The organism is Angelakisella massiliensis (genome assembly GCF_900104675.1).
GTDB lineage: Bacteria > Bacillota > Clostridia > Oscillospirales > Ruminococcaceae > Angelakisella > Angelakisella massiliensis.
Genome location: NZ_LT629945.1, coordinates 1400804 through 1419181, shown reverse-complemented (window position 1 = coordinate 1419181; position 18378 = coordinate 1400804). Strand labels below are relative to the sequence as shown.

The window sequence follows — 18378 nt, the reverse complement described above, 5'->3', positions numbered from 1 at the left end:
TGAATCTGATTATACCTGCTTTGGACAGCCTCTTTGTTACGATAATGTAAAAAATGCCCCTCGTCCCCTGACCGCTGTGTGATGGAACGGTAAAGTTACCCCTGGCTGCGCGCAAGCTTGTCTGACAAAAGCTATATGAAAATCCCCCGGCACCATGTTTTCCTTTCCAAGACCATATCCCCTCCCATCTGCCATCGGCTGAAAGCTTGAATATAGCCCCATTTTGGATGATGGCATTCCCCGTGCTGAAAACCTCTGCCATGGCCTCTGTCCTTTTGCCGCCGAGTCTGGTATAATCATTACAGAAATGAGCGGGGAGGGTATGAGGGTGAAAACAAATCTTTTCACAGCATTTGCCGCAACTGTTCTGTCCGGTCTCGCCGGCATTTTTCTGGGAGGGGCGCTGAATATGGAAGGATATCTTGGCGTCATCCTTTCCATTGCCGTAATGGGATGCTTTATTCTCAGAGCGGTGGAAAGAAGAAAATGATTTCTGCCCCCACAGGCTTCTTATGAAAAAACGGAACCGTCTCCGCCGCTGGATTTCCAGCATGGGCAGAGCATGGTTCCGTTCTCTTTTATTGCTGACACATCAGCTAAATCTGCCGTCCCACAGAGGCATATCTATGATATACCGCTTCTCCACCGCCGGTACATCGCAAACGCCATAGGTATTGAAACCATTGTCCCCCTTCAATTTCCGGCAGCACTTTATTTTTTTCAGGAAGTGATAACAGCACGGTTTCTTCCCACTGAAAGCAAAGAGGATTTTCTCTTCCGCTTGTCTTTTCATTGCAGCATAGCCCGCTTTTTTCTGGAAAGATACTTTCCAAGCAGCTTCTGTCGGAAAATGTTTGTGAGGACACGGACTTGATTTCCATTTCAGTCCATGGTATGATGGGTCCAGCAGCCACACAAAAGAATCTTTACGACAGTTTTCTGCCGCCGGGCAGGGAATTTCACGTCAGTTTTTTCTATCGTAGGCCTTTGAAGATAGAAAATACTGGCTTTTTTGTTATCTGGGAGGAATTACATGGAACAGCCATCCTGTCTGAGGAAATTTGCTCGTTATACATCCCTCAGCGTACTGGGAACCCTGGGGGTATCCTGCTATATCCTGGCGGATACCTTTTTTATTTCCAGAGGATTGGGGGCTGACGGCCTTACCGCTCTGAATCTGGCCATCCCGGTATATAACTTCATTTTCGGCGCCGGCCTAATGCTGGGGATGGGCGGCGCTACCAAATTTTCCATCTGCAAAAGTCAGGGCGATGAGGAAAAGGCAAACCATATCTATCTCAACACCTTGTATCTGGGAGGGCTTTTTTCGGTGCTCTTCCTTTTGCCGGGCCTGTTCCGGGCGGAGGAACTGGCTGTTCTGTTGGGGGCAGAAGGGGCTGTGCTGCCTCTCACCTGCACCTACCTGCGGTGGCTGCTGCTGTTCTCTCCTGCCTTCATTTTCAACAATATCCTCTTGTGCTTTGTCCGCAACGATGGAGGACCCCAGCTTTCCATGGCAGCCATGATCATCGGCAGCCTCTCCAATATCCTGCTGGACTATCTGTTCATTTTTCCACTGGGAATGGGCATTTTCGGCGCCATTTTTGCCACCGGGCTCTCCCCTCTTATCAGTATGGCCGCAATGGCTCCCCATTGGCGAAGCAAAGGCCATACCCTCCGCTTCCTTCCCACCAAACCGGACCCCCAAACCGCTTTGCAGACAATGGCTTTGGGCTTCCCCTCTCTGGTAGCACAGCTCTCCTCCGGCATTGTGATGATCCTCTTTAATTTTCTCATTCTCCGCCTGGAGGGAAACATCGGCGTGGCCGCCTACGGCGTAATCGCCAACATTGCTTTGGTGGCCACAGGAGTTTATACTGGGGTGGCTCAGGGAGTACAGCCCCTGCTGAGCAGCTTCTACGGTCAGGGAGATTACCATCAGGCGAGAAAGGTCCAGCGGTATGGCGTTGTGACGGCGGTACTGATCGCAGCCGCAACAGAGCTGCTGCTTTTTGTGTTCGCCTCCCCGGTGACAGCTGTTTTCAACAGCGAAGGTCTGGCTCCCATGCAGACAATGGCGGAGGGAGGACTGCGTCTCTACTTTCTTTCCTCTGTTTTTGCCGCTTACAATACCCTCCTGTCCAATTTTTTCGCCTCTGTGGAACTGCCTTTGCCCGCTCAGCTGCTCTCCATCCTGCGGGGCTTTGTGCTGATTATTCCCATGGCTTTCCTGCTGGCCGCCTCCTTGGGTATGACCGGGGTTTGGCTGGCCTGTCCCATCACTGAATTTTTGGCGGCATTGGTGGGATTTCTCCTGTATAAACGCTGCCGGTGCTTCCAGGCAGGAAGAGCGTGCTGACAGCAAGGCGTTGTTCCAACACACAGAAACAAAATACAACTTATGAAAGGATGATTTTCATGTCCACCGCTTCTTTTTCCATCTCGGTACAAAATTTTCAGTGGATCGACGGCAGCACTGATGACCCCCAGGACCTTTGCGCTCATGGAGACGTCACTGTAACGGTAGGGGAAAGAGAACTTTCCTATTCCTGCTGTGCCAGTGCCGCCGCCCTGCGGATGCTGAAAACCCTGACGGAAGATCACCTGATAGAGCCCCACGGCCCCCAGATGCTTCCCTGCTGCGGCCACTTTCTCATCGCCGACAAGTCCCTGGAAAACGTCTATATTGATGGATGTGATTATGGCGTGGATTATGCCGTGGTACATCAGGGGGACGCGGTGGAACTGACCACCGAAGACGGGGAAAAATTTTTGGTGGACCTTGGGGACTATCGCCGTCAGGTGCTGGCCTTTGCCCAACAGGTGGAGGATTTCTATAATCGGTGCAGCCCGAAGGTGATTCCCGAGGATGAATTTGACCGCAACGGATACCTCACCTTCTGGAAGGAATGGCATCGTCGGGTGCGGACGGAGGAAGAAAAGCTCCGCTCATTTTCCCGGGGACAAAAAGAGGCTCCCGAAGCCTGAAAAGGAACGCCCCACCATGGGGCCGGGGAAATGCTGCCGGCGGCAGGCGGTCTTATCTCTGCATCCGGCGGCGGACAGATTTTCTTCCTTTTCCTCTCTTTTTCCAGTCTTCACCAGGAAAAAGCTGTTGACAATTGTTTCATGGGGGGCTATAATACGGGATATAGCAGAAAAAGACTGTGAAGAGAAGAGTAAGTCCTTCAGGCTCCTTCCAGAGAGCCCCGGCAGCTGAAAAGGGGCAGGCAGCGGTTGGTCTGAAAATGGTCTCGGAGTCGCGCACCGACCGTTCCTGTGCAGCAGGAACATAGATTGCGACGGGCCCGCCCGTTACAGCGGCAGGGTATGTTTGTACCCGCAGAGGCGTCTGCCGTGAGGCCGGCGCGAACAAAGGTGGTAACACGGAGCGGCTTTGCCTTCGTCCTTTTATTATAAGGGACGAGGGCTTTTTTGTTGCCCTGCCATCGGCGGCGGACAGATCGCTCATCCGCCCAAAGGAGGAGAAGAATAAAAAATGATTGAAATTTCCCATGTCTGTAAAAGCTTCCCTGATCAGAAGCAGCAGGATCTTCATGTTCTGCGGGATATTTCCCTGACGGTGGAGCAGGGGGATATTTACGGCATCATCGGTTTGAGCGGCGCGGGCAAAAGCACCCTGCTGCGGCTCATCGGTCTGCTGGACACCCCCACTTCCGGTACCATTACCGTCAACGGCAAAAACCTGGCCAGCCTCAACGCCCGGGAAAAAATCGACTATTACCGCACCATCGGCACCGTCTTTCAGGGGTATAACCTGCTGATGCAGCGGACGGTGGCGGACAATGTGGCTTTTCCCCTCAAGCTTTCCAAATGGGAGAAGAGCAAAATCGACAGCCGGGTCAAAGAGCTGCTGGAGCTGGTGAGCCTCTCCGACAAGGCATCCGCCTATCCCGCTCAGCTTTCCGGCGGCCAGAAACAGCGGGTGGCCATCGCCCGGGCCCTTGCCACCCATCCCCAGCTGCTGCTGTGCGATGAACCTACATCCGCTCTGGACAGCCTGACCACCCAGTCCATTCTGGACCTGCTCAGCGACATCAACCGCCGCCTGGGGGTGACCATTGTCATCATCACCCATGAGATCGGCGTAGTGCGCAAAATCTGCAACAAAGTCGCAGTGCTGGAGGGCGGTCATCTGGTGGACAACGGCCTCGTATCGGACATCATCGCCCATCAAAATCACGAGATCACCCGCAAGTTCTTTGGAAAGGAGGAGGTATAAATGGCCTTTCTGGAAACCTACGGCTCCCTCCTTCTCACCGAAACCGGCAAAACCCTGATCATGACCTTCATCCCCGCTATCATCAGCTATCTGGTGGGCATTCCCCTGGGTGTGCTGGTTTATGTCACCTTCCCCGGGATGAATTCCATCGCTCCCAACAAGCCTCTTTCCACCACCCTGGATTACGGCATCAATATTACCCGCAGCATTCCTTTCATCGTGCTGCTGGTGGCCATCATCCCCTTTACCAAGCTGGTGGCCGGTACCTTCATCGGCGTCAAAGGCGCCATCGTTCCCTTGACCATCGCCGCCATCCCCTTTGTAGCCCGGATGGTCCAGGGCTCCCTCAGCGAGTTGGATAAGGGCGTGGTGGAAAGCGCACGGGCTATGGGCGCCACCAACAGCCAGATCATCTTCCATGTGCTGCTGCCGGAATCCCTTCCCTCCCTGGTGCGGGGAATGTCCATCACCACCATCAATCTCCTGGGCTACACTGCTATGGCGGGTACTGTTGGCGCGGGCGGATTGGGCGACGTGGCCATCCGCTACGGCTTCCACCGGTATCAGGGGGATGTGATGCTGGCCACCATCATCATTCTGGTGGTGCTGGTGCAGATCATTCAGGCAATCTTTGACCTGATCGCCCGCAAAATCGATAAAAGCAAATAATCCGTGACACTCCCTGGGCCGGAGTCAGCTGCTCCTGCTCAGTGGACTTTGAAAATTTCGTTATCCCGGAGGGGCGCCCCTCCTGTGATAAAACTAAAATGAAAATCCTGAAAACCTGGAGGTATTATCCCATGAAACGTTTGACCGCATTGTTCGCAGCTTTGCTGCTGACCCTTTCTGTTGCCGGCTGCGGCGGCTCCGAGGCTTCTTCCTCTTCCGCTGCCGCCCAGTCCTCTTCCACCGAAGCGTCTTCTTCCACCGCTGAAAGTTCTTCTGAAGCTGCTGCCAGCCAAAAGCTGGTGGTTGCCGCTTCCCCCTCCCCCCATGCCGAAATTCTGGAATCGGTCAAGGATCAGCTGGCCGCCAAGGGGATCGAGCTGGAGATTCAGGAGTTTACTGACTATGTTCTGCCCAACAACGCTGTGGACAGCGGCGATGTGGACGCCAACTATTTCCAGCATCAGCCCTACCTGACCAACTTTAATGAAATGAATGGCACCGATTTGGTGAGCGCCGGTTCCATCCACTTTGAGCCCCTGGGCATCTATGCCGGACAGGTCTCTTCCCTGGAGGAACTGAAGGACGGAGATTCCATCGCTGTTCCCAACGACACCACCAATGAAGCCCGTGCCCTCAACCTGCTGGCCGCTCAGGGCCTCATTACCCTCAAGGAGGGCGTGGGCCTGGAAGCCACTCCCATGGATATTGTGGATAACCCCAAAAATCTGAAGTTCCTGGAGCTGGCCGCCGAGCAGGTTCCCAACGCTGTCACTGAAGTGGCCGTGGCGGTCATCAACGGTAACTACGCCATCCCCGCCGGTCTGTCCGATAAGATCATCGTCAGTGAGGACCCCCAGTCCGAAGCTGCTCAGACCTTCGCCAACATCGTGGCCATCCGTCCTGAGGATGCGGAGGACAGCCGGATTCTGGCTCTCATTGAAGCCCTCACCAGCGAGGAAACCCGGCAGTTCATCACCGAGAAGTACAGCGGCGCTGTAGTTCCTGTATTTTAATCGAAGCACCTGACCCACATAACAAAGCAGACCCGGATTTGACAAAAGCCAAGTCCGGGTCTGTTGATTTTTTATCACAACACAGAAAATCGTTTCCTTCGGCGGGCTGTGGGTAACTTTTGGCTGTCCGCTTTTCTTGTATCTTACTGGTGAAGGCAGTATAGGCCAAAGGGGAACAACGGCCCCCGTCCCAGAATATACTCACCATTGGGAGGTTCTTTCAGAACGCAAAAGGTTCCAGCTCCAGATATGATACGTTCTTTGGGGAGGATAGGCGGGCGTGAAGTAAACGACAGTATTCCACATCAGGGATGCTGCCGTTTATTGTTTATTTTATCAGATTCTCACCTAAAGCTCTTTCAAAAATGGGATAGCTGTGGTGGAATAAACGCTTTTTAAACCGTGGAGCCACTGATTTTTCAGGCTTTCCAAAGCTTATCGCAAAGCTGTTGTGACAAAAGGAGAAGCGCGGCTGTCCACAGCGGTATAGTATGTATCGTTTATCTTGCCCGCCGACTGGATCAACAGTATTTCCCCTCTCGCTTACTGGATAGACCGTCCAAGTTCAAAAGCCTCTCTCAATTCGCTTTTTCCCTGAATATCGCCCACATTGCCGTTGCCGCCTGCAAGAACAGCCCCAAGATTTTTCCACCGCAAATGTTCTGCCAAATGATTATAATAGAGCAGCACATCGTCAAAGCCATATCCTTCTGCTGCCATTAAAAGAGCACAGGCTCGATTATGCCCTCGGAGAAGATTATCATCTCCTTCCTCAAGCGCAAACAAACGGTCAACAGCAGTTCTGATCTGACCGCTCATATTCCAATAATAAAGTGGTGTCGCCAGTACGAGTACATCGCAATTTTTCACGGCAGGATAAATTTTGCTCATATCATCCCTCTGGACACAAGGACACTCCTGGCCGCTGTGTCCGCCAAAGCAGCCTTTACAGCCGTGAATATTCATACTGCCCAGAAAGAACTCTGTCACCGCGTTTCCAGCGACTTCCGCACCCTCGGTAAAGGCTTTCACAAGGGAAGATGTATTTCCGTTTTTCCGTGGACTGCCGTTGAGTATTACAATTTTTTTGCCCATACAGATCACTCCGTTCCCTCTAGATTTTTTCTGCAAGAGCAGCTGCCTGCGCGCAGCCGTCGGTACGATTGATGTCTCCAATATTGAGTACACCTGGAATCAGCACTTCTCCTGCCATTTTCCACTTATTTAGTGCAGCTGTACGTTCAATGGGGATACGCACACCATCCAATACAGTTTTATCCTCCTCCTCACAACAAGCAATCAAAACACATTCTTTTCCAGCAATGTCCTTACCACCCACAACCAGAGAGTAGATACGGTCAATGACGCCCTTTATTTGAGAAGGGATGGAATACCAATAGACAGGCATCGTAAAAACAACGACATCGGCCTCCAATATGACCGGAGCGATCATATTAAAATCATCGTCAAAGGAACATGCTTTGCCTGTCTTATAACAGGTTTCGCAAGCATGACAGCCACCAATATTCATCATAGCGGCATCAAATCGGGTCACTTTATGCCCTTTGGCTTCAGCCGCCTCAATAAAAGCATCTGTCATGGCGAAGCTGTTTCCGCCCCTGCGGGGGCTCCCGGTAATTACAACGATTTTTTTGCTCATGTAAATTTCCTCCTTTATTTGCGGAATTGACTTCCTCCATTGCTTACATTATAATTATAGCAAGTACAAGTTCATAAACAAGTACGCACATAAAAGTGTAATACTTACATATTAGTTCTATACTTTCTTAAAGGAGAGTGTAAAATGAGGGAGCGCTGCATTGCCAAGGAGAACCTGGGAACAACCGGATTCAGCTATACGCTTTCGCTGATCAGCGGAAAATATAAGATGACAATTCTCTATACTTTGATGGAATTTGGCGTGGTGCGCTTTAATGAAATGAAAAAGTATATCGGATCCATATCGTATAAAACCCTGAGCGCAACCTTGAAAGAACTGGAAGCGGATCAGCTGGTACATCGTGAAGAATATCCACAGATCCCTCCTAAAGTAGAGTACAGCCTGACAGAGAGAGGAAAATCCCTGATTCCAATTCTGGACGGTATGTGTGAATGGGGAGATCACAACAGGTTATGAAAAACGCAGGCTGTATTTTTGTACAGCCTGCGTTTTATTTGGAATAATGGGTTACTGATAAAACTCTTATACTGGCTTTACAGCACATAAGCATTTGACCCCAGCTAGTACCGACATATGGGCTGCGAATCAAATGTCTTTCGAAGATTCATTTCTTTTCCATTAATCTCATGAAACTTTCATAAAAAGGGCAACGTAATTACAGTCATTAAAACCACTGAAAAGCCATGCTGGCAAGAGCCGCCACAATCGTAAGGACTGCTGCTGGCATCGTCCACCCGGCTTCCTCGCCGCACTCATTGATGTAATAGATGGCTATGACCGCAATGGCCGCCGCTATAGCCAGATAAGGGATGAAAATGCTGAAGGTGATCCCTATGAGGGCCAGGATTTTCATTGCGGCTACAGCGCTGTTTTGGGGGTTGGGCGTATTGCTCTGATATTGGGGCTGTGAAGATGGCTGGGGTGGGGTTTGCTGGGTGTAAGCAGGACCGCTGCTGCCATTTCCGCTTTCATTTCCCTGATTGGGAACAAAGCCTCCCTCGGTCCAATATCCTCCCTGCCCGGCACTGCCGGGAACCCATCCTCCCTGATTTTGGGAGGCGCCAGACCGCTGTCCTTGATTCTGGGAACCCCCAGACCACCATTGCCCCTGATTCTGGGAACCGCCAGGCCATTGCCCCTGGTTCTGGGAACCATTGGGCCACTGACCCTGATTCTGAGCGCCGCCGGTCCACTGCCCTGAAGGATGGGGACCGGAAGAATTCCCCCCACTCTGCTGGTACCATGGACCGGAAGAAGGGGGCTTCGGCCACTGTCCATTGGTGGTCCAGTGAGCTTCCGTCTTTTCCCCGCTCTGGGAAGACGCACCTGTCCCCTGATTTACCTCAGCTTGACCGGCTGATGTATCTTGCTGCTGAGAGGGGGAAGCCTCTCCACCGGAAACCTGCCGCCAATCCTGCTGCTTCAAGCCGCAGCGGTAGCAAAATTGATTATCATCCTGCAGGGCTGTGCCGCAACGGGGACAATATTTCATCTCTACGCCTCCACAATACCACTTCATCTATGGGATTTTCTTTATTCCGCTGGGATAAAAACCGGCAGCCGCAAGAGCTTCCCGGCGAGAAATCAGCCTCTTCCCGGATATGCTTTCCCTTACAACCAATTTCCTGCAAGGACAGAAGATCGGCTATAAAGCAAAGGCATATTCTCTGTTGTGACTAATTTTATTGTATCGGATTTTCCCGCAAAAAGCAACGAAATGACTGCTTCCTGTTTCATCTATGCCAGAATTTTCCGGAATGGATAAGCACAAAATCTCGCTGAGCACAATTTTATCCCCAAAGCATTCTTTAAAGGAAAAGGGAGAAGCACCCGGCCTCTCCCTTTTATCATCCTTTGCAAACGGAATACTCCGCTTTTTATGTAGTCTGTTCCAAGGTGGTATGGACGCCCTGCTGCTGGAGCCAGGCTTCAAAAGGCTCCACCTGGCAGTCCTTCAGCTGGAACGCCCGCAAACCGGCAGCTGCGGCGCCCTCCACGTTTTCCAGCTTGTCGTCTACAAACACTGTTTCCTCCGGTACAATCCTCTCACGGTAGATCAGCGCCTGGTAGATTTCCGGATCCGGCTTGAGCAGATGCATCTGATAGGAAACCACTCCGCCGTCAAAATCCCGCAGGAACAGATACCGACGGGTCATCTCCTGAAATGCTTTTTCCGGGAAATTGGACAGCACCAGCAGACGATAGCCGTTCTCCCGCAGGCGGCCCATCAAGGCCACTGTTCCGGCGATGGGAGTAAAGCACTCATACCATCCCTTTTCCGCCTTGGTGATGTCCTCCGCCTGATGGGGATATTCCTGCCGCAGGCGGTCAAAATACGCACTCTCACTGAGTGTGCCGCGATCCATTTCCTTCCAGGTTTCGGCATGGAAAATAATATTCTTCAGCTCCTGGCGCTGCTCGGGAGTATAATCGGGAAAAACCTTCTCCAAACCGCTGTCGATATCAAAATGAAGCAGCACATCCCCCACATCAAAAACAATATTGCGGATGGCCGGAGCTGTCTGCTGCTGCTCTATCAGCTGGTCCACTGTCTTGTCAGCGTCAGACGGCTGCTGTTCCTCCATAGCCTGCTGCTGATCTTCCGTCTGCCCGGCGTTCTCAGGTTCAGAGGCTGCCGCACCATCTTCCCACTGTCCGCACTCATACAGATATCGGGCATACATCACCCTGGCCATTCCATAGTAAGGCGCTACATACAGCAGCACCAGCAGCGTCACCAGAAACAGCAGAAACATACTGGGACCGTAAAACAAGTCAAACCGAAACAGATACACGCCTATGGTGCGCTGAAAAAGCCCGGTCATCAGTATGACTGCCAAAGAGGGCAGCGCCCAGGGCAGGAAGGAAAGGTCAAAACGAACCATTTCCCATTTGTGGCCCTTCATATACCGCCGGGACAATCTCAGGGCTTCCTTGAGGGAAAGGTGATACTTTTCACACAGCAGAATGCGTGCGATGGTAAAGCGCTGCCACCAGGCCCACAGCAGCAGAGCCGCCGCCACAGCCAGTATTCCTCCCGCCCCTGTGAGAATAGCGGAGAGCAGAGGCGGTAAAGCGCCCATTCCAGCCAAGGGCAGATTTCCAGTACCCAGCATCAGCAGAGCCGCCGGAATCACTCCCAAAAGAACTGCCATGATTAATGTGGATAAGCGGGTCACCATCACCAGTCCCGCGCTGCGAAGCCATGCCTTCCCCTCATAGGGCCAGAAAATATGAGATACCGGATGGGCCCGGCGGTCAGTCAGTTCCAGCAGCCAGCTGCGGCATCCTGTCCACAGCGGAGCGGCCAGCAGCAGCCAGATCACCGCGGCAGCAGCTGTCACCCCCAGGGCAGGCAGTGTAAAGAACTGCTGCCCGTAGCTGAAGCTCATCCTGGTAAAGTTCCACTGAAAATCATATCCCAGCAGCGCCATCGCCGCGGCATCCACCAGATGGATACACAGCTCCACCGCCGCCACCACCGCCAGGCACAGGATTGCCCTGCCCCAGCTTCCTCTGAGAGAAGCTTTGGCTTCGGTTTTGATCATCTTACGCAAGGTCATTGTTTCCATGCTCCTTTCCCCGGCCGGCCGCCGGAGGATTGTCCTTGAGAAAAATTCTTTTTTCCAGGCTGCAGAAAAACCTGGTTTAAGGAACAAATAAAATTAAAAACCATAAAATACCACGCCCCGCGCCCACCAGGGCGCGAAATCGGGGGTATCACCGCTGGCTTCATCAGAAACCTGCGGCGTATCCAGGTGGTATGGGATCCCCCCTGGAAGCGTGTCCAACTTTTTCGATACGCTCTTCCCTTATTGTTCCACCGCCTGCTCCAGGCCCTTCAACGCGCTGGAGGCCCCATGAGGCAGGATCCCGGCCACTTCTATCAGCTGGTCCCTCTGCCACAGCTGTGGATTGACAAAGCAGGTAAAGCCCTGCCCGTTGGCCATCTGCCAATCATACACCTGCCGCCTGGGCAGACCGATCGCCGCCAAAAGGCTCATGATAACGCCGCCATGGGCGATAATCGCCGCATCATACAGCTCACAGCGCATCATGTCTTCCAATACAAACCGGAAACCTTCCACCACCCGCAGTAGAAAATCCTCTCCATTCTCCCCGCCGGGAGGGGCGTTTTTCAGGGAATTGCTCAGCCAGCTGACATATTCCGGGTTATCCTTCAGCTCCTGGATACTCTTGCCCTCAAATTCCCCAAAATCCGCTTCCCGCAGCTGGGGCACAGTGGTCATACCCGCGTCGGGGTACAGCACCCCCGCCGTCTGTACGCACCGGGCCATGGGGCTGGCATACACCATTTCCACCGGCGGATACTCAAAGTGTTCCCGCAGCCGCAGCAGCTCCCGGATCCCTTCAGGGGAAAGCTCCGGGTCAGTTTTGCAGCCAAGATAAAGTCCCTTTCCATCCAGATCGGTCCGGCCGTGCCGGATCAAATGCAGGCGGTAGTTTTTCATTGCCATCGTCCTTTCCTGGGGGAATCTCCGGCGGGAAATATCCCCGGCGTTTCTCTCTCAATTCTATCATGATTCCCCGGGATGTCAAACTGCCAATAAAGGCTTGTACCTCTTTTCCAGTTCCGACCATTATACACTTTAACGTAGAAAAAAGCCAGATACAACTATAAAATATAGCCAAAGTTTAAACAGTTTTTTACCTTTTGCGACAAATTGTATTTACAAACCCCGATGTATATAATATAATGTTCTTTACTAAACGTAATAAGCGACAGGCGGACAAGTTGAAAGAAGCTTTTTCGTCTTTTTGTCGTCCGGTAAAAAGGCCCCGGTCCTGCCTTTTATTTTGGCTGGAGCGGGGCATTCGTAGGTTAAATTTCCCCCAAGCATCGCTGTTGTATTGGGATAATCCTGCCGTCATGGCGCAAAAGAGGTGTGGCTGTGTCTTCTGAATTTTCACGGATATTGACTCTCCTGCGCAAGGAGAAAGGCATCAGCCAGAAAGCTGCGGCCGCCAGTCTGGGCGTTTCCCAGGCCCTTCTTTCCCATTATGAAAAGGGCATTCGGGAGTGCGGATTGGATTTTCTGGTGCGTGCCGCAGATTTTTATGGAGTTTCCTGCGATTATATGCTGGGACGTACTCCCGACCGCAGCGGTACCACCCTTTCCATTGAGGAAATTCCGGAGCCTGACTCCGCCGGTAAGGAAAACGTCATGAAGGGCAGCATTCTGGTGGTGCTCAACAAAAAGCTGATCGCCAACTCCCTGAACATCCTTTTCGATATGCTCAACAAGGCGGGCAGCAGCTCTCTGACCCGGGAAGTAAGCGATTATATCATGATCGCTGTCTACCGGATGTTCCGGGTGGTATACAGCGCCAATGACAAAAACCAGAGCGGCATGTTCAAGCTGCCGGAACAGATCGCCCATCAGTATTGCGCCGCCGCCATGGAAATGCGTCAGGCCAACGCCTCCGCTGTCGCCTCCGGCAAACCGCTGGATGGGATGGACCGGATCAAGGATGTGGACAGCCTTTCCCTTTCCACCGAGAAAATCACCAGGGAGTATCCCCTCTTTGGCACCTCCCTGCTCAACCTGATCAACAGCGCCGAAAAAGCGGTGGATTTCCATCCCCCTCAAAAGTGAAACCATCTGTTCGCTCCCGCGTCATGAAAATATGGCGCGGGAGTTTTTTCTTGATGAAAACACGGTTATGGCCTGTTTATCTCCAAACTTTTCAATACAATTAGTATATTTCAATCTTTTATATACAAAAATACCCCTATTTTAATCCTGATTGTTCTCTGTATGATCCCATATTTTCATTCTTGACCGGAATCACCACTGTCATTCTCTTCTGAACGCTCTTTTCCCGCACCCCGCAATCCCAGGTCGTTGTGAAGCAGCCGCCCGAAGGAAAGGGCCTCTTTGCCGTACTTGTCCCGGACCCGGTCCATCGCCTGCTCCAAACGCCGCTGACGTTTCCGCTTCTCCTCCTCACCGGTATAAAAGGTCAGCTGCATCCCCTCTCCTCCGCCGCTGGTGAGGGCAGCTCCGGTAACCGCCAGCATCCGAATGGGTGCGCCCGGGGTCCAGTTGTTCCACACCAGCTCCAGCGCCGCCTTGCGGATCTCCCGTTCCAGATCGGTGGGCTGCTCCAACGCCTTCTGCCTGGAGATAACCCGAAATTGGGGGTCCTTGATCTGAATCTGTACGGTAGCGCATTGGAGCCCATGCTTCCGCAGCCGTCCCGCCACCTCGTCCGCCAAAGCGGTGATGCCGGCGTTCACCTCCTCCCGGGTGGTAAGGTTCCGGGGAAAGGTGATGGAGTTGCCCACTGATTTGACCTCCTGCTCTTCCCAAATATAGCGGACAGGACTGTCCTCCTCCCCTCTGGCATAAGCGATCAGCTGAGGGCCCAGCTTGCCCATCCGGGGGGTGAGGGCAGAAGGAGCTGCCTCTGCCAGCTGTCCAATGGTATGGATACCCAAGGATTCCAGGGTCTGTCGGGCAGAGCGTCCCACATACAAAAGCGCTGAAACAGGCAGAGGGTGGACGATCTGTCGGAAATTTTCCCGGGTGATGACGGTGGTGGCATCCGGTTTGCGGTAGTCGCTGCCCAGCTTGGCAAAGACCTTGTTGAAGGACACCCCCACAGAGATGGTCAGCCCCACCTCCTCCCGGACCCGGCGGCGAAGCTGATCAGCGATCTCCGGCCCCTCCCCGAACAGCTGTCTGCTGCCGGTGACGTCCAGCCAGGATTCATCGATGCCGAAAGGCTCCACCTGATCGGTATACTGCTGGTAAATTTCGTTGACCAGCCGGGAGCAGCGAAGATATTCCTCCCGATGAGGAGGTACCAGCACCAGTTCCGGACATTTCTGACGGGCCTGCCAAAGGGTTTCCGCCGTTTGTATGCCATAACCCTTGGCCAGCTCGTTTTTCGCCAGAATGATTCCGTGGCGGCTGTCGGGATCGCCGCACACCGCCATGGGCACCTGCCGCAGAGAGGGCTGCAGCAGGCACTCCACCGAAGCATAAAAGCCGTTGCAGTCGCAATGAAGGATCACCCGGTCCATTCTTTCACTTCCTTTGCGAATAAATGTTCTTTTTGTCGTCCAAATCAAGGACCCCCAGAAATATTCCGGAGGTCCCTGACAGGGACTGTTTAATCAGCGCCAGTGTTCAGGCTTTGGGCACATCATATACCTCTTTCCGCCTTTATCCGAAATCCGTTACGTCATAATCCAACAATGTCAGCTTCTGGTCATTGCCGGTATAGAGATACAAATCGCCCTTTTCGCTGGTGGTGTTGTAAGAGCGCTGGACATAGATATAGTTCCTGGTGCGATAGCTGTAGGCATGGGCATCGGTAGCCACCCGCCTGTTGCTGTCCCGATAGAGGATCAGTTCGCCCATCTCCAGCTCCTGGCTGTAATCCCGCAGCAGCATCATGGCGGAACCATTTTCCTCCAGCCACAGCTGCTCCGACGCACCCTCGCTCAGCTTCTCCTTGCTGCCTGCATTGGCTCCGCACAAGGTTCCCTTTTCTCCGGTGACGTCACGATAATAAAGCATCCGATTGCCATAGAAAATATCGGTGATGGCATAAACGTCGTCATCTGTTTTGCGGGATACGCCCAATCCTTCCTGCTCCACCGGCAGCCAGGTAAGGGTGCCTCCCTCCTTGCCTTGCTCAATGAGGAGATAATAAACGCCGCGCCCGGGGTCCAATGTGACGCTCACCGTTTCCTCATTGGTGGCTGTCACAAAGACTGTGGGCTCCTTGCCTACCCGCGCCCAGTAGTAATCCTGCACCGCGCTGCCATTGACGGCACTAAGCAGACGGATGGCATCCTCGGCGTCCTCTACATCGGAAATGAGCACCGACTGTCCGGAAGTGACCCGTTCCTTGGTGTAGACTGCGTTGCCGGTACCAGCATCCGCGGACTCCACCCAGCGGATGCCAAAATCCAGGCGGGTCTCGCTGCTGCCCGCTTTATGAAACAGCTGATAGGTGGTGATGGTACGGCTTTCGCCGGCAATAGCCTCCCGGATCTCATCCCGTTTCAGCTTGGCCTGGTAGGCCTCCAGCGCCGCCTGATACCCTTCATAGTCCGGCACGGTGTACGGCACACCCCAGATGGTGGTTTTTTCAATATTATAATCGCTCAGCTGAGGCTCCTCAGTAATCTGCGCATCCGTTTCCGCCATATCATCTACAAAATACTGGAAAGGATCGATTTCCGTAGGCTCCGCTCTGGTAAAAAACAGCTCGCCCTTGTCATTATAATCCAGCAGCTGCACCACCATTCCCGCCAGCTTTTCACTGCCGCCCTTGGGGGTGTAACGATAAACATCCCAGGGATTGTGCTCATCTCCGCTGGGCTTACCGTAATAGATGCTGCTGCCATCGGCATTGCAGGAAAAAATTTGGGAAACACCGGTATCCAGTTTCAGCTTGTCGTCATCATTGGAATCCAGGACCTTGCTGTACAGGGTCACTCCTTCCCCTGCGCCTTCCTCCGCCTTGGTATAGAGCACCTGACCGGAGGTGGTCACCGCCACGATTTCCTCAATCTGAGTGTCCAGCTTCTCCACCGCTTTATTTTTCCGCCAGCGGTACAGATCCCCGTCATTTTTGCGATAGATGGCATATTTCCCATCGCTGCTCCAGAAAAACTGTCCGGGCACCACGTTTTCATCCACCTTGACGCCCTTGTCTTCCTTTTCTCCATACCGGGGACGGTCGCTGTCGGTATTGCGCAGGTACAGGTCCCCGGAGCCGCTGGAATAATTGTTGAGATAGAGCAGATCCTTCCCATCTTCCGACAGGCAGGTCATTTCTTCCAGGGACATATTTCCCCAGTTGAGAGACTGAGTAATAGTTACCGGCTCCTCCACCAGAGGACTGCTGAATTTGAGCGTATTATCCCCCTGAACATAGATGACCGGGATGTTTTTGTATTTATTGTCCCCAAAGCCCATCCGGCAATACAAATTGTACGCCAGTGTTCCGGCAAAAACCACCATCAGCAGCGCTACCAGAGCCAGCAGCCACCGGGAAGCCCGGTATACCGGGTCCTGATCCACAGACCGGGGCATGGTAATGGCTGTACTGTCCCGGTCCAAAGGCGCTTCGTCCCGCCCCAGGAACAGCTTCCAGCCCCTTTTATTTTCCTCTCGGGGCTGTTCCCTGCTTTCACCAGCAGGCGCCTTCTTTTTTCCTTTCTGGGGGGAGCTTTTTTTCTTCTGGGGCTGGGAGGGCGCCTCCAACGCTTCTTCCGTCCGTTTGCCGCAGTGATCACAGAAGATACTGTCGTCAGGGATCTCCGCCCCACAATGGATACAATATTTCATGGGTCCCTTTCCTCCCCTCGGTATCAGTAATCTCCGCTCAGGTATTCCTCCAGGCAGATCTTATTTTCCATAATGATCTTGGCGTGATTGGTGCCCACATACCGGTAGTGCCAGGGTTCAAAGATGATATCGGTGATGTCCTCCTTATCCTTGGGGTACCGGAGAATAAAGCCATATTCCGCGCAGTGGCTTACCAGCCAGCGATAGGTCTCGGTATTCTCAAAGCTCTGTTCCAGACTGTTCAGGTCCAGCGCCAACCCCAGAGAATGTTCACTGGTACCGGGTACGGCAATGATCTTCGCGGTGGCGTCGTAAGCCTCCTGGGCCGAATAGCCCATCGCCTCATACTCCTTGACCTTGTTATTGAAATTGGTGGTCTGCTTGTCGTTATCCCGATAGGCGGACACCACCCACAGGCTGATACCGTCGGCGTTGGCCGCCCGGAGCATTTCATTATAAGCCTGGGTAGCCTTACGGTCGAACTGATAGCCATTGCCCATATCCGCCACATCCGGCACATAATCCTCCGGAATGCGGTTGGTGGGATTGACCAAAATGGGCATTTCCGGCTCGTAGAAGGGGTCCTCCTCAGAGGGTTCTCCCGAAGCCGACACGGGCTGGGAAGAGGGTTCCTCCCCGGCGGAAGACTCCTGAGAAGAAGACTGCTCCGAAGGCTCCTGCTCAGAGGAAGGCTCCTCCTGGGAAGAGGGCTCCTCCTGAGAAGAGGGCTCCTCCTGGGAGGATGAGTTTTGCTCCTGTTCCGTCTCACTCCGGGAACTGGAGGAGGACTGCTCCTGGGATACTTCATCTCCATCCCCCAGCATGGACAGTCCGCAGGCGGCCGCCAATGCCAGCGCCAGCACCACCAGCACTACCAGGATGCGGTTGCGGATGATCTCTGCTCTGGTATATCTTTTTTGATAGCGTTTCTTTTTCATCATGATGTTCCTTTCACACCGGCTTTACGGCAATGTAGCGGCATCCTGTTCCGATTGGGGAGCACCCGGCTCCTCCTCCGCGGGCAGCTCTCCCAGACGTGCGCCGCACCTGGCGCAGAATCGAGCATGGGGCCGGTTGAGAGCCCCGCATACGCATACAATCCCCTGGGGCTGGGGCTCTTTTGGCTTTTCAGGCCTGCGCAGCTTGTCGATCTCCCTGGATAAACGCTGAATCTCCCTGTCGTTGGCGGCCATCTGAGTACAGAACTTCTCCACTGTCGCTTCCAAGGGGGCTTTCTCTTTCCACAGGCGATAGATCTGCTGTCCCAGCTCCTCTCTCAGGGCCTCGTTGCGGTCCTCCAGAGGAGTAATGCGGGATTTCAGGCGGGAAATCTCCAGCAGCAGTCCGGATTGCTCCGATACAGCTGTAAATCCTTTATGAAACAGGTGCTTTACTTTACTCAATGATATTCCCTCCCATGTTCCGGGATGTTTCAGCCAT

General features: G+C 53.2%; 17 protein-coding genes. 8 read left to right on the top strand and 9 right to left on the bottom strand.

Annotated elements, in window-relative coordinates:
• Nucleotides 1-328: 328 nt before the first annotated feature.
• The 6 genes from BQ5383_RS21155 to BQ5383_RS12115 all read left to right on the top strand — a co-directional run bounded on the left by BQ5383_RS21155 (nt 329) and on the right by BQ5383_RS12115 (nt 5925).
• Nucleotides 329-490, top strand: a complete 162-nt coding sequence (locus BQ5383_RS21155; protein WP_172724625.1) for a hypothetical protein — start codon at nt 329-331, stop codon at nt 488-490.
• 543 nt (nt 491-1033) lie between these two features.
• Nucleotides 1034-2359, top strand: coding sequence for an MATE family efflux transporter (locus BQ5383_RS12135; RefSeq protein WP_071432346.1), 1326 nt, complete (start codon nt 1034-1036; stop codon nt 2357-2359).
• 59 nt (nt 2360-2418) lie between these two features.
• On the top strand, nt 2419-2988 hold the full coding sequence (locus BQ5383_RS12130; RefSeq protein ID WP_071432344.1) for a hypothetical protein: 570 nt from the start codon (nt 2419-2421) through the stop codon (nt 2986-2988).
• A gap of 511 nt (nt 2989-3499) precedes the next feature.
• Nucleotides 3500-4243 (top strand): methionine ABC transporter ATP-binding protein, encoded by a 744-nt coding sequence (locus tag BQ5383_RS20795; RefSeq protein ID WP_071432342.1) that lies wholly within the window; start codon nt 3500-3502, stop codon nt 4241-4243.
• Nucleotides 4244-4912 (top strand): methionine ABC transporter permease, encoded by a 669-nt coding sequence (locus BQ5383_RS20790; RefSeq protein WP_071432341.1) that lies wholly within the window; start codon nt 4244-4246, stop codon nt 4910-4912.
• Nucleotides 4913-5043: 131 nt separating this feature from the next.
• Nucleotides 5044-5925, top strand: a complete 882-nt coding sequence (locus tag BQ5383_RS12115; RefSeq protein ID WP_071435060.1) for a MetQ/NlpA family ABC transporter substrate-binding protein — start codon at nt 5044-5046, stop codon at nt 5923-5925.
• A 543-nt stretch (nt 5926-6468) separates the two neighbouring features.
• Here BQ5383_RS12115 and BQ5383_RS12110 read toward each other — a convergent pair.
• Nucleotides 6469-7020, bottom strand: coding sequence for a flavodoxin family protein (locus BQ5383_RS12110; protein WP_071432339.1), 552 nt, complete (start codon nt 7018-7020; stop codon nt 6469-6471).
• 19 nt (nt 7021-7039) lie between these two features.
• Nucleotides 7040-7585: a flavodoxin family protein gene (locus tag BQ5383_RS12105; protein WP_071432337.1), complete on the bottom strand. Its 546-nt coding sequence runs from the start codon at nt 7583-7585 to the stop codon at nt 7040-7042.
• A 144-nt stretch (nt 7586-7729) separates the two neighbouring features.
• Here BQ5383_RS12105 and BQ5383_RS12100 point away from each other — a divergent pair, with 144 nt between their 5' ends.
• On the top strand, nt 7730-8062 hold the full coding sequence (locus BQ5383_RS12100) for a winged helix-turn-helix transcriptional regulator (protein ID WP_071432335.1): 333 nt from the start codon (nt 7730-7732) through the stop codon (nt 8060-8062).
• Between the two features lie 208 nt (nt 8063-8270).
• Here the strand turns inward: BQ5383_RS12100 and BQ5383_RS12095 are convergent, their stop codons facing one another.
• From BQ5383_RS12095 to BQ5383_RS12085, 3 genes are all read right to left on the bottom strand, one after another.
• Complete coding sequence (locus tag BQ5383_RS12095) at nt 8271-9098, bottom strand: zinc ribbon domain-containing protein (RefSeq protein WP_071432333.1); 828 nt, start codon at nt 9096-9098, stop codon at nt 8271-8273.
• 385 nt (nt 9099-9483) lie between these two features.
• On the bottom strand, nt 9484-11169 hold the full coding sequence (locus tag BQ5383_RS12090; protein ID WP_071432331.1) for a DUF975 family protein: 1686 nt from the start codon (nt 11167-11169) through the stop codon (nt 9484-9486).
• A gap of 249 nt (nt 11170-11418) precedes the next feature.
• The gene (locus BQ5383_RS12085; protein WP_071432329.1) at nt 11419-12078 is read right to left on the bottom strand and encodes a histidine phosphatase family protein; all 660 of its coding nucleotides are present in this window, start codon (nt 12076-12078) and stop codon (nt 11419-11421) included.
• Between the two features lie 441 nt (nt 12079-12519).
• Between BQ5383_RS12085 and BQ5383_RS12080 the strand changes: the two genes are divergently transcribed.
• Nucleotides 12520-13224 carry a helix-turn-helix domain-containing protein gene (locus BQ5383_RS12080; protein ID WP_071432327.1) on the top strand — a complete coding sequence of 235 codons (705 nt, stop codon included), beginning with the start codon at nt 12520-12522 and terminating at the stop codon, nt 13222-13224.
• A gap of 176 nt (nt 13225-13400) precedes the next feature.
• On the opposite strand, the gene dinB is transcribed toward BQ5383_RS12080, so the two are convergent.
• From dinB to BQ5383_RS12060, 4 genes are all read right to left on the bottom strand, one after another.
• The gene (gene dinB / locus BQ5383_RS12075) at nt 13401-14657 is read right to left on the bottom strand and encodes a DNA polymerase IV (protein WP_071432325.1); all 1257 of its coding nucleotides are present in this window, start codon (nt 14655-14657) and stop codon (nt 13401-13403) included.
• Between the two features lie 142 nt (nt 14658-14799).
• Entirely contained in the window at nt 14800-16938 is a 2139-nt protein-coding gene (locus BQ5383_RS12070; protein WP_071432323.1) for a zinc ribbon domain-containing protein, read from the bottom strand.
• Between the two features lie 23 nt (nt 16939-16961).
• Complete coding sequence (locus BQ5383_RS12065) at nt 16962-17879, bottom strand: M15 family metallopeptidase (protein ID WP_083389949.1); 918 nt, start codon at nt 17877-17879, stop codon at nt 16962-16964.
• 21 nt (nt 17880-17900) lie between these two features.
• Nucleotides 17901-18341, bottom strand: a complete 441-nt coding sequence (locus tag BQ5383_RS12060; RefSeq protein ID WP_071432319.1) for a zinc ribbon domain-containing protein — start codon at nt 18339-18341, stop codon at nt 17901-17903.
• Nucleotides 18342-18378: the final 37 nt, after the last annotated feature.

Coding starts and splice junctions, on each gene's coding strand:
- BQ5383_RS12135 (WP_071432346.1), top strand. CDS start 1,034: ATGGAACAGCCATCCTGTCTGAGGAAATTTGCTCGTTATACATCCCTC.
- BQ5383_RS12130 (WP_071432344.1), top strand. CDS start 2,419: ATGTCCACCGCTTCTTTTTCCATCTCGGTACAAAATTTTCAGTGGATC.
- BQ5383_RS20795 (WP_071432342.1), top strand. CDS start 3,500: ATGATTGAAATTTCCCATGTCTGTAAAAGCTTCCCTGATCAGAAGCAG.
- BQ5383_RS20790 (WP_071432341.1), top strand. CDS start 4,244: ATGGCCTTTCTGGAAACCTACGGCTCCCTCCTTCTCACCGAAACCGGC.
- BQ5383_RS12115 (WP_071435060.1), top strand. CDS start 5,044: ATGAAACGTTTGACCGCATTGTTCGCAGCTTTGCTGCTGACCCTTTCT.
- BQ5383_RS12110 (WP_071432339.1), bottom strand. CDS start 7,020: ATGGGCAAAAAAATTGTAATACTCAACGGCAGTCCACGGAAAAACGGA.
- BQ5383_RS12105 (WP_071432337.1), bottom strand. CDS start 7,585: ATGAGCAAAAAAATCGTTGTAATTACCGGGAGCCCCCGCAGGGGCGGA.
- BQ5383_RS12100 (WP_071432335.1), top strand. CDS start 7,730: ATGAGGGAGCGCTGCATTGCCAAGGAGAACCTGGGAACAACCGGATTC.
- BQ5383_RS12095 (WP_071432333.1), bottom strand. CDS start 9,098: ATGAAATATTGTCCCCGTTGCGGCACAGCCCTGCAGGATGATAATCAA.
- BQ5383_RS12090 (WP_071432331.1), bottom strand. CDS start 11,169: ATGACCTTGCGTAAGATGATCAAAACCGAAGCCAAAGCTTCTCTCAGA.
- BQ5383_RS12085 (WP_071432329.1), bottom strand. CDS start 12,078: ATGAAAAACTACCGCCTGCATTTGATCCGGCACGGCCGGACCGATCTG.
- dinB (WP_071432325.1), bottom strand. CDS start 14,657: ATGGACCGGGTGATCCTTCATTGCGACTGCAACGGCTTTTATGCTTCG.
- BQ5383_RS12070 (WP_071432323.1), bottom strand. CDS start 16,938: ATGAAATATTGTATCCATTGTGGGGCGGAGATCCCTGACGACAGTATC.
- BQ5383_RS12065 (WP_083389949.1), bottom strand. CDS start 17,879: ATGATGAAAAAGAAACGCTATCAAAAAAGATATACCAGAGCAGAGATC.